Here is a 14,191-nt window from a genome sequence, read left to right on the forward strand (position 1 = left end):
CCCCGTACGGCGGCAGACAAACATGCGGCTTGTGTGTGACAGTCGCCGCGCGCGGGTTTAGACGGCGCCCTCTACGAGCTCGGTGGGCCCGGGCCCCTCCGATACGACCCGCCGATTGCGGGCGTCGGCCAGGTCGATTGCCGCCAAGTCGATGCCCTTTGTCTCAGCGGCGGCGAGAACGGCTATGGCGCTTACCGCGGCGGTGGCCGCAAGGTACCAGGAGATGGGCACCGCGGATTTGTAGGTCTCGAGCAAGCGAACCGCGATGATCGGTGCGAGCGAGCCGGCCACGATCGAGGTGACCTGGTAGCCCAGGGACACCCCCGAATACCGCATCCGGGTGGGGAACATTTCGGCCATGGCCGCCGGTTGGACCGCGTACATGAGGCCGTGGATGACCAGGCCGATGACGATCGCCGACAAGATGATCGCATTGCGGCCGCTGTTCATCATCGGGAACGCGAAGAAGCCCCACGTGCAGGCGCTGATCGCACCGATGAAATAGATTGGGCGCCTGCCAAATCGGTCACTGAGATGCCCGGCCAGCGGAATGACCACGAAGTGCACGGCATGCGCGACCAGCAGCCACCACAGGATGGTCTTGGTGTCGGCGTGCACGTGGACTTTCAAATAGGTGATGGAGAAGGTGACGACAAGGTAGTACAGGGTGTTCTCGCCGAGCCGCATGCCCATGGCGGTGAAAACGCCACGTGGATAACGCTTTATCACCTCGACAACACCTATCCGGGTGGTATTGATCTGCTCGGACTGTTGCTGCGCTTCGTAGAAGATCGGTGCGTCCGTCACCTTGGTGCGGATGTAGTAACCGATCAAAACGACGACTGCGGACAGCCAGAAGCCGACGCGCCAGCCCCAGCTCAGGAATGCCGCATCCGAGAGCGTCGAGGTGAGAACCAGCAGCACCACGGTGGCCAACATGTTCCCGCCGGGCACGCCGGCCTGCGGCCAGCTGGCCCAAAAGCCGCGACTGGACTTTGGGCTGTGCTCGGCAACCAGCAGGATCGCCCCGCCCCACTCGCCGCCGACGGCGAAGCCCTGCACGAACCGCAGCATGACCAGCAACGCGGGGGCCCAGTAACCGATCTGGGGGTAGGTGGGTAGACAGCCCATCGCGAAGGTGGAGATGCCGACCAGTAGCAGGCTGAGCTGCAGCAGCTTTTTGCGGCCGTATCGGTCGCCGAGTTGGCCGAAGACGACGCCGCCGACCGGGCGGGCGGCAAAGCCCACGGCGTAGGTCACGAAGGCGGCGAGGATTGCGTCGAGTTCGTTACCGCCGCGGGGAAAGAACACCTTGCTGAAGACCAGGGTTGCCGCGGTGCCGTAGAGGAAGAATTCGTACCATTCCACGACCGTGCCGGCCATGGACGCGGCGACCACGCGGCGGAGATAAGCCTGGCTTCGGGACAGGTTGCCGCGCAGGTCGTTACGCAGACTCATCGGTCGCCCCTCCTTGGCGGGCCGCCCACCCCTCTCCGCCAGACCGCGGCGATGGTGGGTGTGTTGGCGGATGGCAGCGTACCTGGCTCGAGCGACCCGTGCACGGTGTCCCCGCCTGTGCTCCACGGGGGCTGGCCGCGGCCGATAGGCCCAGGCGCCCAGCCGTCACGGCGAACGGGCACACGCGGCCGTGGCCGCCTCACAGCGACAACTTGGGGTTCGTGGGCATCGCGGCGTTCGAAACCCGGCGAGCAAAGGCACCCTAGGCGCGAACTATCGGAAACGGGCCCAGTGCAAGGCGCCCATGCTGTTGCCTAGCCGGGGTAGAGCAAACCCGCGAGGCGCGGGATCGGGCTGGGTTTCGACACGATCACGGATACATACCTATCGTCGCATCACTAGTCACAACAGCCGCGCTGATCACTATCGTCACATGAGCCAACTGCGGACGTCCACGCGGTGTCCCGCTGCTCGAAAGGTGTTACATGTCGGCGATTCTTCGAAGTGTGTCGCTCTCGATGGCGTCGGCGGCCGCGGTCGGACTCGTCTACGTGGTCGGCCCCGCGCCGTCGGCCAATGCCACCCCGTGCGGGGCACCGGAAGCGAACGTGGAGCCGCCGGCCGCGCAGCCGGCGATGCCCGCACCCCAGCCGGTTGTCCAACCACCCACCGGTCGCAGGCCCACCCATACGAATGACCAGGCGCCGCTGCCCAGGCTGGGACCGCTGATCTCCTCTTTCCTCAAGCCGACGGTCCCTCGGGCTGCCCCGATGAGACCGCAAGCGGAGGTACTTCCGCCCGGGCCGAATCCTCCTGTTCCCGGCCTCCCGCAGCCGCCGAACGCTGGTCAGTTGCAGCCCAACGCCGCCCCGGTCCCGCCGCCGCAGCCGGCGCCGGCGCCACCGCCCTCGATCGCGGGGGCGCCGACGTCGCTCGTCGACTGGGTGACCGGACCCGACGGCCCGAACAAGACCCTGCAGCGTTTCAGCATCTCGGGTACCGACCTCGGGATCGCCTGGGACAACGGCGATCCCATGAACCGTCAGGTCCTGATGGCCTTTGGCGACACCTTCGGCTATTGCAAAGTCAAGGGCCAACAGTGGCGCTACAACACGCTCTTCCGCAGCTCGGACCATGATCTGTCGCACGGAATCCACATAGCGGATGGCATCCCCAACGACCGGTATTCCGGTTCGCCGGTGTGGGCGACGAGCCTTTCCAAGCAGGTCGTCAACACCATTCACAAGGCAGCGCACGAGACGGGCATCATTCCGACCGCCGGCATCTCGCTCGGCAGGACGCAGTACATGAGCTACATGTCCATCCGGCAGTGGGGCCGCGACGGCGAATGGTCGACGAACTACTCGGCGATCGCGCGGTCCAATGACAACGGCCAGAATTGGGGGATTTTTCCCACCTCGATCCGCACGGCCTCCGCGGACGTCATCCCGGGAGCCGGGTTCACCCCCGGCAATGAGAACTTCCAGATGGGTGCGTTCATGAAGGGCAACGACGGTTACCTCTATCAGTTCGGCACCCCGTCGGGACGCGGTGGTGCGGCATTCCTGTCCCGAGTCCCACCGGGTCAGTTGCCCGACCTCACCAAGTACCAGTACTGGAACGGCGACAACGGCGGCCGCTGGGTTCCCAACAACCCGGGTGCGGCGACGCCGATCTTCCCGGGCCCGGTCGGCGAAATGTCGGCCCAATACAACAGCTACCTCAAGCAATACCTGGTGCTCTACACCAACGGCGGCAGCAATGACGTGGTCGCGCGCACCGCGCCGGCCCCGCAGGGGCCGTGGAGCCCCGAGCAACCGCTCGTGTCGTCATTCCAGATGCCCGGCGGCATCTACGCGCCGATGATCCATCCCTGGTCGTCGGGCCGAGACCTGTACTTCAACCTGTCGCTGTGGTCGGCATACGACGTGATGCTGATGCACACCGTCTTGCCCTAATCGTGATCGTGTCGCACCCCGAATAGTCGGTAAACCAGGCGCACCCTGGATAAAGCGGGGGCGTAGTGAGAGAGGAGATCGGCGATGATCACCTTCGAGAACCCGGCAACGTCGACCGCCAGTAAGCCACGGCGGCCAGACATCGAGGTGCGCATCGAGGGCGTGCGCCGCAGGGACGGCGCCCTCAGGCTGGGCATCATGCTCGACGGGCGGATGGCGACATAGCCGAACGCGTCGGCGCCGGCTGCAATGGCCCGGGCAATATATAGGCGTGAGTTGGGCGAAGCGGGAAGCAAAGGCGCTCGCGGATACGACTCTGACAGGCGACGCGTTACTCGCCGAGCTGGAAGACTATGTCCGCGCGCATAATCCGCAACTGACGGACGTGCGGCTGGAGCGGGCAACCGCGACCGAGGAGTACGACACCGGCGCTCAACCGCCTCGACGCTGGTACGTAGTCGCCTACTTGGCTGACGACGGCGAAGGCTACGGGGTTAGACCGTGAGCCACGGCACCCGAATTAGTGCCCCCGGCAGGATTCGACCTGACGGATAGTTCCGGCGTGGCTGGTTTCTCTACGTGCGGTCTTTGCGCTTTACCTGTGGTTTCGGCGCTACCACAGCGGAACTCACGCACCGACTCGGGCACACCACACCGCAGATGGCATTGCGGTATCAGCACGTCGCCGAAGGCCGTGACGCCGAAATAGCCGAACGGCTGTCAAAACTCGTCAAGAGGGGCCGATGAACTCAGACGCGATCATCAACCAGTACAAGGCGTTCTCCGATACGGACCTACGTAAAGTCCTACTCGTCGAATACCGTTGCGCCCGAGGGTGTTTACTCCACACGTCTACGCATCCCCGGCCGGTCCACTGTATTACCGCCCCCCGGTGCGCATCTCAAAGAAGATGCAATTACGGACCGGCAGCGCGCTAGTGGGTATCGTGCCGGAGGCGGCCAGGCGATCTGGTGAGGGAGTTGTGGGTCTTGTCCCGAGCCCATGAGTTCGCCGGGCGATGAGCGCCGAGCGTGACGCGCTGGCCGCCGACATCGCGGTGTGCCGCCGCTGCCCCGACCTCAACCACCCTGGGCCGCACCGGCTCGCCCGGCTACGGGTCCGAGACCTCGCCGGTAATGATCGTCGGACAGTCCCTCTGCAAGTTGTGCATGAAGTACGGCGAGCCGTTCCGCGGCGGGTCCGGATGGTTCCCGACAAAACGTTCTTGGCCGTCCTCTACCAATGGCCACGTCCATGTCCGGGCCAATGTCCGGGTACTGGTCCACCATGGCCGGGCGGCGGAAAGGGAAACCGTCCAGGTGGGAATGGGCCTGGGACCCATGGGTCCCATGGATCCCACCAATCGTCAGTAGGCATACCCGCAGCCCAATCGTCGGAAGCCATACCCGCAGCCCAATCGTCAGTAGGCATACCCGCAGCCCAATCGTCGGTAGCCATACCCGGAGCCCAATCGTCGGTAGCCGCCCCCGCACACCAATCGTCGGTAGCCATACCCGCACCTAATGCACCGGTAAGCCCTATTACGCCGGTAACCGCAACCGCCGCCGCGGCAATCGTTAGCTTCACTTTCGCCCCTCCGAGGGGTCTCGACCGTTGCCTCCAATGTGTGCCTTTGGTCCGGCGACGAACAGGGACTTTCGACCTGCGAGCGCAGTGCCGTAATACCCGAGATTCCCGGCCAGCCACGGCTCGGCTAGCTGAGGGACTCGACTGGGCTCCGCTGGGATTAGAGGGGTGCTGCCGGAGGCCGCAATGGCAGTGCGCCGGTTTCCGATGCGTGGCGCCCCGGCGTCGGCGGTGGTGAGCCTCAGTTGCACGAATCTCGCACGGACTTGTATCTACGCTGGTCAGATAGTGCCCCTGTGCAGAGCCGGTTGATGGTTGACAGATTTATGTCGGTTGATCCTTGACACTCTGTGTTGTGGTTTAGGTGCCTGCGCTGGTGCGCATGGCCCGTTTGATTCGTACCTCGCCGTTGGTGCGGCGGGGGGCGGTTTTGACGAGGTTGTCGCCAATCCAAAACCGCAGGAGGTCGCCGTCGACGTGGACATCACAGCGTTGTCCGGCGTAGTAGCGGCCGATGCTGACTTGCTGCCAGGACACGCACACCACGCCGTTGGTGGTGACTCGACGGCTGATCCAGTCATCGCCGCTGCGGTCGGGACTGGCGTGGGCCACCGCGGAGGCGCCGGCCGCGACGGTGGTGCCCGCGGCGAACCGCTGGGCTGGTGTGGCCATCTTCAGTGATTGGTGCGGCCGGTTGGTGTTGTAGTCGTCGACCCACTCATCGAGGGCCTGCTGAGCCGTTTTCAGATTGGTGAAAGGCGTTCGGCTACTGAGGAACTCGGCGCGCAGGCTGCGGTGGAACCGCTCGATCTTGCCGGTGGTGGTGGGGCTTCTGGGTTGGGTCAACAGGTGCTCGATGCCGTGTTCACGGCAGATCGCCTCGAAAAGCACCTCGGTGGGCGGATGGTTGAACCGACCCGTGAACACCTTGCCGTTATCGGTCAGAATCTGCTCGGGCACCCCATAGGCCGCTAGGGCGCCGCGCAGACCGCCCGGGTGCGCTCGCGGGCCATCAACCGCGCACAGACACACATCCTGGAGTGGTCATCGATTCCCGTCAACGCCTTGGCGCTGGTGCCATCCGCCAAAGGAAAACCGCCCACCACATCCATCTGCCACAACTCCATCGGCGCTCCACGCTCCCAGCGTTTCCACTTCCGAGAGCGCCGATCCCGCACCGTCGGGTCGACCATCCCCGCCCGCAGCAGCGCCCGATACACCGCCGAGGCCGACGGCACCGGCGACACCTGCCGCTTGATCAATTCGAACACCAGCCGCCGCGGCCCCCAATACGGCCGCGACCGCCGCAGCTCCAACACCGCCGCTTCCACCGCTGCGGGCATCTGATGCGGACAACTCACCGGCCGATGCGACCGGTCCACCAACCCCTCGAGGCCCTCGGACTCATACCGGGCTAACCACGAGTGCAGCGTCTGACGCGACACTCCCACCTTCTGGGCGACCTGCGAAATCGACAACCCGTCACTGATCACCGCCAACACGGCCTGATACCGCTGCTCGGCCACGCTCAACTCCCTCATCGAAGGAGTGTCAAGGATCAGCCGAAACCACTGTCAAGCATCAGCCGAAACACTGTCAGGCATCACCCGGAACTGAAATGTCAAACATCAGCCGAGGTCATACATCATAAGAGTGCCCCCGGCAGGATTCGAACCTGCGACACCGGCTTTAGGAGAGCCGTGCTCTATCCCCTGAGCTACGAGGGCGAGGGACGTCTTTGAATGCCTGACTAAAACCTAGCTGGGCGGGGTTTCAGTGGCGTTCGCGGCGTCCTTGGTGCCATTCGGACGATTGGCCTGGTCGTGGTGATGTGGCGGGTGTGAGTGTAGCTGGTATGGCGATAACCACGTGACGCCTGGGCTCCGCGGCCAGCGACGGCGAGCCTCGTCGTGGTGGCTGGCGTTAAGCAGCTCGCTCTGCGGGGTGTCGTCGTCGGTATGGGTAGGCCGCTATTGCGTTGCGGCCCAAGACTGAATCCGAGCATGACGGTCAGCTGCCTAACAGCAGCGTTGGCGATCGTGCAGCCCCCGTAGGAGGTGTTGTCGGCGCGCTGCCGTTGTCGGCACGTGCCGCGTTAGGGTTGGCCATGGCCGTAAGCGAGGAACCGGTGACCGTCCTCGGTGAGGATGAGAGCTGGGAGCTGCTGTCCGGCGCGGCGTTGGGCCGATTGGTGACATGCGCGGGCTCGCGCCCCGAAATCTTTCCCGTTAACTTCGTCGCCCAGCGCCCCACCGTGCTGTTTCGGACCGCCGAAGGCACCAAGCTGTTGAGCGTGCTCATCGACAAACACGTGGCGTTCGAAGCCGACAGCCACTCACTGGAAGAAGGCTGGAGCGTCATAATCCAGGGCACCGCCGAAGTGTTGTCGAGCAGCGCGGAGATCACTGAGGCGGATCGTGCCGGGCTGCGGCCCTGGGTTGCAACGCTCAAACTTCGTTATGTTCGTATACACGCCGCAAGCATTAGTGGCCGACGATTCCGTTTCGGCCCCGAACCCGATCGCGACGACACCTTCGCCTGACCATCTCGAGTCCCACACGGCAATCATGGGCCTGCTGGTTGAACGACGTCCCCACCGGAATCCGCTCCGGTGAGGCCGCGCGTGATGGTGCGGCCGCGGAAGAAACCCGGGGCTATCGCCCACCAGACCACCATCAGGATCAATCCGAGCACCAGCGCGCCGATCCCGACCGCCGCGACGGCACCGAACCCGAGGATCGTGATGTTGTTGCCATCGTCATCGGTCAGCCAGTCGGGCCTGGCGTACTGGATGAGCCCGTAGATGAGAACGAGCAGTAAGCCCACGCCGCCCAGCAACGGGAAGACGCCGCGCATCACAAAATCCCGCACCGATGCCGTAAGGGTATGGCGGTAGTACCAGGCGCACGCAAACCCGGTAAGCCCGTAGTAGAACGCGATCATCAACCCGACCGATCCGATCAGCGCGGCCAGCAGGTTCTGGCTGATGAGCGTGAACAGGACGTAGAAGAGAATGGAGACTACGCCGACAGCGATCGTGGATGTGGTCGGTGTCAGGTAGCGACCGTGGGTCTTCGCGAACGAGTCAGGCAGCGCCTTGTACGTCCCCATCGACAGGGTGGTGCGCGTTGTCTTCAAGATCGTCGTCTGCGTCGACGCGGAGGCAGACGTCAGGATCGATGCCGCCAGGAACAGCAATGCAATCTTTCCGAGGACGCCGTTGCCGAACAATTCCGGGCCGATGGATGCAAAAACGTCTTTCGAGTTGTGCGGGTTGCCCAGTCCGATGCCCGCCGTCCCGACACCGGCGAACGCCACGGCCGACACGGTCACCAGGGTGAAGGTCGCCAGCAGCAGGAAAGTCGAGATGACGGCGGCGCGGCCCGGCGTGCGGCTGGGGTCGTTGGACTCCTCGTTGCACGACACAGCGGTGTCCCAGCCCCAGTACATGAAGATGGCCATGAGGATTGCTGGGGCGGTGGTCGTCCCGAAATCAAGACCGCCCGGCCAGAACCAGGACAGCGACGGATGCAGCGAAAAAGCTTGGGCGCTACGGGTATACGTCTTGACCAGCGCGACGATCGAAAAGGCAATCAGTACCACGATTTGAATGGACAGCAGAGCGTACAGCAGTCTGGCCGAGACCGCGATGCCGCGATAACAGACACACGTCATCACGACAATCCAGAAGACGCCCGCGACCGTCGACCAGAACCTGCTGTTGGCCAGGTCCGCGACCGAATGCCAACCCATCTCGCCGACGAGCCTGAACGAGTACTTCCCGGCGATATCGACCAGGTTGGCCATCACAATCACTTCTGCGGCGATGATGCCCCAGCCGCCGAGCCATCCGGCGACGGGTCCAAATGCCCGCGCCGCCCACTTGAACGTGGTGCCACAGTCCGGTTCGGCCTCGTTCAGTTCCCGGTAGGCGACGGCGATCAGGTACATCGGGATGAATGAAATGAGCACGACCGCCGGGGCTTTGACGCCGGAGAGCTGCCCACCACCACTGGCCACGATGAGACCCAAAGTCGCGGCAAGGCTGTAGGCGGGCGCCATTGACGCCAAGCCGACCACGACGCCGGAGAGCAGGCCGAGTGCGCCGGCCCTGAGGCCTTTGCTGTTGGCGGTCGTCGCCGCGGCATCGCCATCCGGACCGGCCGTGACCCCACCTTTGCTCATCGCACCCCTCTGCTTGGGCATTATCTAAGCGAAGACGTCGTTGAGGGTCACGGTTTGCAGGTTGCGGCTGTGGACGATGTCGAGCAGCTGGGGGAAACAGTGGGTGACGGTGGGGCGGTTGGCGTGGCCCAGCACAATTTGTTGGGGCCACAACGATTTTTGCGCCGCAGCGATCAGGCCGGCGTCGCTGATGGGCACGTCATCGCCCATGCTGCCGCTCCACAGCGTGATGGTGGCGTAGCCTTCATCGGCCGCTATCCGGTCGGTGGCGGGTGTGTGCCGCCCGTAGGGCGGCCGGAAATAGGGGGTTCCGTCAACCCCATAGGTGTTGCGTAAGAAATCAGCGTTGCGACGGATCTGGCTGGCGACTGCGGCTGAACTGATGCGGGTGATGTCGGGATGCGACCAGGTGTGGTTTCCCATCTGGATTTGACCGGAATCGACCATCGGCCGCAGTGCGGGTGCATTCACCGACCAGGAACTGTTGGCGCCGTTGACGAAGAACGTCAACCGGATCCCACTGTCGCGACAAAAGTCAGCGAACGCACCCACCACCTGTACGCTGACGCCGTCGTCGATAGTCAGCGCCAACCGGTTATCGTCCCCAGGCAGCCGGGTGAGCACACCGACAGGGTGCGGCACTTTCTGGGTCGGAAATCCTCGGGAAGCCGGGGACCGACTGGCCATCGCCAGCAAGACGATCGCGGTGCCGCACAGCACTGTGCGGCGATCCATGTTCTTCATGTGCCAACGCTATTGCCTGCGACAAAACAGGGGAAGATGCTTGAACTGACGCCAATGTCGCCGGGTGACAAGCGACCATCGCGCTGCGGCGATCATTGCCATCTGAGATCTTCGTCGAGTCGTTGGGCTCGTTCGTCGGGTTCAGCCGCGGGGCCGGTATCAATCGTGACCTCTTGCCAGTACGCCGGACTGTAGAGGTGAATATCGGTGCCGCTATTGACCTTCAGCACGCCGCCCGTGAGTACTTCATAGGTGGCGCCGTCCGGATATTCGTCATCCTCATCCTGGCCGTCAATTTGGATCCACATTTTCATGCTGAAAAATCCTCCGCGTCGGCCGATCGAATTCTTGAGGCTACCGCCGCGACGGCGCGCCGGGGAGTCGGCGGTCCTGGGAGCGACTACGGAAGTTCGTCGCCAAGGGGCGTCGCTGATGGCCGTCGGACTCGCCGGTTCAGTCAGTCTTCGTCCTCGATGATGTGCATGGCGGCTTCCTCGGCGGATGCTGCGCCTCCGCCAATTCCGACGTCTGTAGCGAACAACTCCTCGTCAGCATCTTCGCCAAATCCCATGTCCGGCGCGATAAGCCGGCCGGCTCGGGCGCCACCAACCTCACGCCGCTGGGGGAATTCGGACTCGCGCTCAGATGCATCGGAGCGTTGCTGCTCGGCTTCGTCGAGCAGGACATTTATGCGTGCTGCGGGATCCGGCTCTTCCTCCGCGAGCATCTGATCCATGCTCTCGGCCGGGCCGAATGCGCCGGGCCCGTAAAGCTGCTCGGGCGGTGAATACCCCTCGTCGAGCATGTCGTCCACACCGCGATCGATCAGGGTGTCCTCTTGCTGAAGCTGGTTCTCGTCCTCGACGCTGTATTCGCCTGCCGCAGGGCCGGACTCATAGTGTGGGCTCATAATTCTCCTGCCAGATTCTCGCCGTTACCGGCCGTGGTCATTGTTCGCTGCGAACGTGTTGCGTTGCATAGGTTAGGCGCTCGATCTCGTCGGCCGCGTCGGTCAGTGCCGCCGCGAGTTCACGCGCCGTCGGCGCGTCCAGCGCGTCCAGGTGGCGTGTCTGCACGCTGATCCACCGCCGTGTCGAGCCGTCGACCTGCTGCCGGCCGTAGATTTGAACGCGGACGCGCCCGACTCGGCGCGAGGTGCCCTCGAAGTCGCGGAACCAGTTGCTGTCGAGCTGCCAATCGAATGTGCGAACGGAACCATCGGGCGGCGCGACGGCGTCGAACGGCATCCCAGCGGTCACATTCTTGGCTGCCCACTGTCGTGCCATTTCCAGCAGCGTCTGCGGTTCGTCATGTTCGAGGCGCTCGAGCTGAGCGATCTGCGCAGCAGTGAGCCGGTCGGCCACGTCGCGCCAGGTTCGGGCGGTGTCGTCAGATGTGCTCATGGTAGACAGTCTGTGCCCCCGAGCCACCGATGGTGAGAGTCGAAAGTCATGTCTTTGAATCCGTTCGTTGATGAAAGCTGCTGTGGCACCGCGGTCACCGAGACTCAGCGCGGCGTCTGACAACCGCTGCGCCAAAGCCATTGCCGCACTATGGCTTCGGGGTGACATCTACCGGGCTCATATGGTCGATGAACCAGTCGCGGGCCAGGGCCGCGACCCGCTCGAGTGTCCCAGGTTCTTCGAAGAGATGGGTGGCGCCGGGCACGACGGTGAGGTCGCACTTGCCGGGGATTGCCGCTCGCGCCTGTCGATTCAATTCCAGCACCACGTCGTCATTGCCGCCCACTATGAGCAGCGTCGGCGCGTGGACCCTGGCCAAGAACGGACCTGCAAGATCCGGCCGCCCGCCGCGGGACACCACCGCCGCGACGTTTACGCGCGGGTCGGAGGCGGCGACCAGGGCCGCGCCCGCGCCGGTGCTGGCACCGAAGTAGCCGACCGGCAGCGCGGCCGTGTCTTGCTGGCGGCCCAGCCAGCCGGTGACGTCGACCAGCCGTCGCGCCAACAGCTCAATGTCGAACACGTTGGCGCGGTTTCGTTCCTCCGCCGGGGTGAGGAGGTCGAACAGCAGCGTGGCGAGACCGGCGCCGTTCAGCACGTCGGCCACGTAGCGGTTGCGGGGGCTGTGCCGGCTGCTCCCACTACCGTGTGCGAACACCACCACGCCGACTGGATGCTCGGGGATCGTCAGATGCCCTGCTACCGACACTGAACCGGCGCTGACCCTGACTTCCTCGTCGCGCAACGGCGGGTCGGCCGAGGCGGCATCGGCCGACGGCTCGCGAGAACCGTTTCGGGCGCGATCGAGGAGCGCGACCACTTCGTCGTCGGAAGTCTGGGTGAAGTTGCGGTAACCCTGGCCGACGGCGAAGAAGAACTCGGGACTGTGCAAGCAGACCACTTCGTCGGCGTACCCGGCGAATCTTGCAAAGACGTCGCTTCCGCCGATCGGAACGGCCAACACGACCCTGCTCGCGCCCTGGGCTCGGGCCACCTGGCAGGCGGCTTTCGCCGTCGCGCCGGTCGCGAGGCCGTCATCGACGATCACCGCGGTCCGTCCCGCCAGGGGGATCGGGTCATGCCCACTGCGGAACCTTTCCGAGCGACGAGCCAACTCGGCCCGCTGCTTCGTCTCGACGGCGGCCATTTCGTCGGCGGACAGGTGGGCTTCACGCACCACGGCGTCGTTGATCACTCGTGCCCCGCCCTCACCGATCGCACCGAAGGCCAATTCGGGCTGAAACGGGACCCCGAGCTTGCGTACCACCAATACATCGAGCGGGGCCTGCAGTGCCTTGGCGACCTCGAAGGCCACCGGCACCCCGCCGCGCGGTAGGCCCAGCACCACAACGTCTTGGCCGCGCAAGGATTCCAGGCTCTCGGCCAGATGTCGTCCGGCGTCAACACGATCGTCGAACAGCCTCGGGTCGCCGCGCAACGAAGCCAGCCGTTGCACCAGCGGCCTCCCGTAATCACCACCGCGGTCCATCTGTGCCATCTCCTGAGTGTGTCGCGACCCGCCGGCGCACCGAAGGGCCGGAAGGCCACTCCCGCGGGGACCAACGCCTCCTGACTGGCGACTTCCGGCCACCTAGCGTCGGCGCAGTGGAGACGGACCACTCACCGGGCTCCTCGCGTAACTCCGGCGCGGTGACGGTGCTATTGGGTGGTGACGTCATGCTCGGGCGAGGCGTCGATCAGATCCTGCCCCATCCCGGTGATCCGGAATTGCGCGAGCGGTATTTGCGCGATGCCGGGGGGTATGTCCGGCTGGCCGAGCGAGCCAATGGGCCGATTCCACGTCCGGTCGATTGGCGTTGGCCCTGGGGCGAGGTGCTGACGCTCCTCGACGAGGCCGCTCCGGACATTCGGCTGATCAACCTGGAGACAACGATCACCGGCTGTGGCGAATTCGCCGACGGCAAAGCGGTTTGCTATCGAATGCACCCGGACAACCTGCCGGCGCTGACGGCGTTGCGGCCGGACGTTTGCGCACTGGCCAACAACCACATTCTCGATTTCGGTTACCAGGGGCTGGCCGAGACCGTATCGGCCCTCGCTGGGGTGGGAATCCACGGCGTTGGAGCCGGCGCCGACTTGCTTACCGCACGCCAACCGGCGGTGGTCGACGTTCGCGACGAATACCGGGTAACGGTGGGCTCGGTGGCGATGCAGTCGGCAGGCGTTCCTGCGTCGTGGGCGGCGCACCACGATAAGCCCGGGGTGTGGCTGATTCGGGATGCCCCGGTGCGGGACGTCGCCGACGAGGTGGCGGCGGAGGTGCTGGCCCAGAAACGCGACGGCGATGTCGCCATCGTTTCGGTGCACTGGGGATCCAATTGGGGTTACGGGATAGGGCAAAGTGAAATCGCCTTCGCGCACCGGCTGATCGATGCCGGCGTCGACATCGTGCACGGTCACTCCTCGCACCACGCCAGGCCGATCGAGATCTACCGCGGCAGACCCATCCTGTATGGCTGCGGCGACGTCATCGACGACTACGAAGGCATCGGCGGGCACGAGTCATTCCGCGGCGAACTCAGGCTTCTCTATTTGACTCGGACGGATCCCGCCAACGGTGAACTGGTCTCGTTGACGATGATTCCGTTGCGCGTGCGCCAGATGCGACTCGAGCGTGCATCCCATAATGACGCCGCATGGCTCCGCTCAACGATCGAGCACGCCAGCCGCCGGTTTGGGATTCGTGTTGTTGCGCGGGCAGATGACTTTCTCGAGATCGACTTGGCCGGCAATCATCGCCGGATGATTGGGACCGGCTGAGCTCGCCGACGTCAG

11 protein-coding genes, 1 tRNA gene and 3 pseudogenes are annotated in these 14,191 nt (G+C 64.5%); 6 read left to right on the plus strand and 9 right to left on the minus strand.

The features are described 5' to 3' along the window. Positions 1 to 57 precede the first annotated feature (57 nt). Positions 58 to 1,458, minus strand: coding sequence for an MFS transporter (locus tag AWC17_RS04340; RefSeq protein WP_046182288.1), 1,401 nt, complete (start codon positions 1,456 to 1,458; stop codon positions 58 to 60). A 485-nt stretch (positions 1,459 to 1,943) separates the two neighbouring features. Here AWC17_RS04340 and AWC17_RS04345 point away from each other — a divergent pair, with 485 nt between their 5' ends. From AWC17_RS04345 to AWC17_RS33310, 4 genes and pseudogenes are all read left to right on the plus strand, one after another. Beyond that, on the plus strand, positions 1,944 to 3,416 hold the full coding sequence (locus AWC17_RS04345; RefSeq protein WP_085164319.1) for a DUF4185 domain-containing protein: 1,473 nt from the start codon (positions 1,944 to 1,946) through the stop codon (positions 3,414 to 3,416). A gap of 84 nt (positions 3,417 to 3,500) precedes the next feature. After that, positions 3,501 to 3,641 carry a hypothetical protein gene (locus tag AWC17_RS32505; protein WP_156174106.1) on the plus strand — a complete coding sequence of 47 codons (141 nt, stop codon included), beginning with the start codon at positions 3,501 to 3,503 and terminating at the stop codon, positions 3,639 to 3,641. 46 nt (positions 3,642 to 3,687) lie between these two features. Next, on the plus strand, positions 3,688 to 3,921 hold the full coding sequence (locus tag AWC17_RS04350; protein WP_046182285.1) for a hypothetical protein: 234 nt from the start codon (positions 3,688 to 3,690) through the stop codon (positions 3,919 to 3,921). A gap of 104 nt (positions 3,922 to 4,025) precedes the next feature. Then, a pseudogene (locus tag AWC17_RS33310) lies at positions 4,026 to 4,163 on the plus strand (site-specific integrase); the annotation flags it as partial. 1,200 nt (positions 4,164 to 5,363) lie between these two features. Here the strand turns inward: AWC17_RS33310 and AWC17_RS04355 are convergent. Then, positions 5,364 to 6,544 (minus strand): annotated as a pseudogene (locus AWC17_RS04355) (IS481 family transposase). A gap of 113 nt (positions 6,545 to 6,657) precedes the next feature. Further along, positions 6,658 to 6,730: transfer RNA gene (locus tag AWC17_RS04360), tRNA-Arg, on the minus strand. A gap of 380 nt (positions 6,731 to 7,110) precedes the next feature. On the opposite strand from AWC17_RS04360, the gene AWC17_RS04365 reads away from it, so the two are divergent. After that, entirely contained in the window at positions 7,111 to 7,545 is a 435-nt protein-coding gene (locus AWC17_RS04365; protein ID WP_046182284.1) for a pyridoxamine 5'-phosphate oxidase family protein, read from the plus strand. 77 nt (positions 7,546 to 7,622) lie between these two features. Here the strand turns inward: AWC17_RS04365 and AWC17_RS04370 are convergent. The 6 genes and pseudogenes from AWC17_RS04370 to AWC17_RS04395 form a co-directional block, all read right to left on the minus strand. Next, positions 7,623 to 9,188: pseudogene (locus AWC17_RS04370) on the minus strand (APC family permease); the annotation flags it as partial. Positions 9,189 to 9,212: 24 nt separating this feature from the next. Then, positions 9,213 to 9,932, minus strand: coding sequence for a polysaccharide deacetylase family protein (locus AWC17_RS04375; protein ID WP_047323918.1), 720 nt, complete (start codon positions 9,930 to 9,932; stop codon positions 9,213 to 9,215). 92 nt (positions 9,933 to 10,024) lie between these two features. Continuing rightward, positions 10,025 to 10,246, minus strand: coding sequence for a hypothetical protein (locus AWC17_RS04380; protein ID WP_047323919.1), 222 nt, complete (start codon positions 10,244 to 10,246; stop codon positions 10,025 to 10,027). 143 nt (positions 10,247 to 10,389) lie between these two features. Continuing rightward, positions 10,390 to 10,842 carry a DUF5709 domain-containing protein gene (locus tag AWC17_RS04385; RefSeq protein WP_047323920.1) on the minus strand — a complete coding sequence of 151 codons (453 nt, stop codon included), beginning with the start codon at positions 10,840 to 10,842 and terminating at the stop codon, positions 10,390 to 10,392. 37 nt (positions 10,843 to 10,879) lie between these two features. After that, positions 10,880 to 11,335: a hypothetical protein gene (locus tag AWC17_RS04390; RefSeq protein WP_046182279.1), complete on the minus strand. Its 456-nt coding sequence runs from the start codon at positions 11,333 to 11,335 to the stop codon at positions 10,880 to 10,882. A 148-nt stretch (positions 11,336 to 11,483) separates the two neighbouring features. Next, positions 11,484 to 12,884, minus strand: coding sequence for a phosphoribosyltransferase family protein (locus AWC17_RS04395; RefSeq protein ID WP_085164322.1), 1,401 nt, complete (start codon positions 12,882 to 12,884; stop codon positions 11,484 to 11,486). Between the two features lie 116 nt (positions 12,885 to 13,000). Here AWC17_RS04395 and AWC17_RS04400 point away from each other — a divergent pair, with 116 nt between their 5' ends. Continuing rightward, positions 13,001 to 14,176 carry a CapA family protein gene (locus AWC17_RS04400; protein ID WP_372517407.1) on the plus strand — a complete coding sequence of 392 codons (1,176 nt, stop codon included), beginning with the start codon at positions 13,001 to 13,003 and terminating at the stop codon, positions 14,174 to 14,176. Positions 14,177 to 14,191: the final 15 nt, after the last annotated feature.

Source organism: Mycobacterium nebraskense, assembly GCF_002102255.1.
In the GTDB taxonomy this organism is placed as follows: domain Bacteria; phylum Actinomycetota; class Actinomycetes; order Mycobacteriales; family Mycobacteriaceae; genus Mycobacterium; species Mycobacterium nebraskense.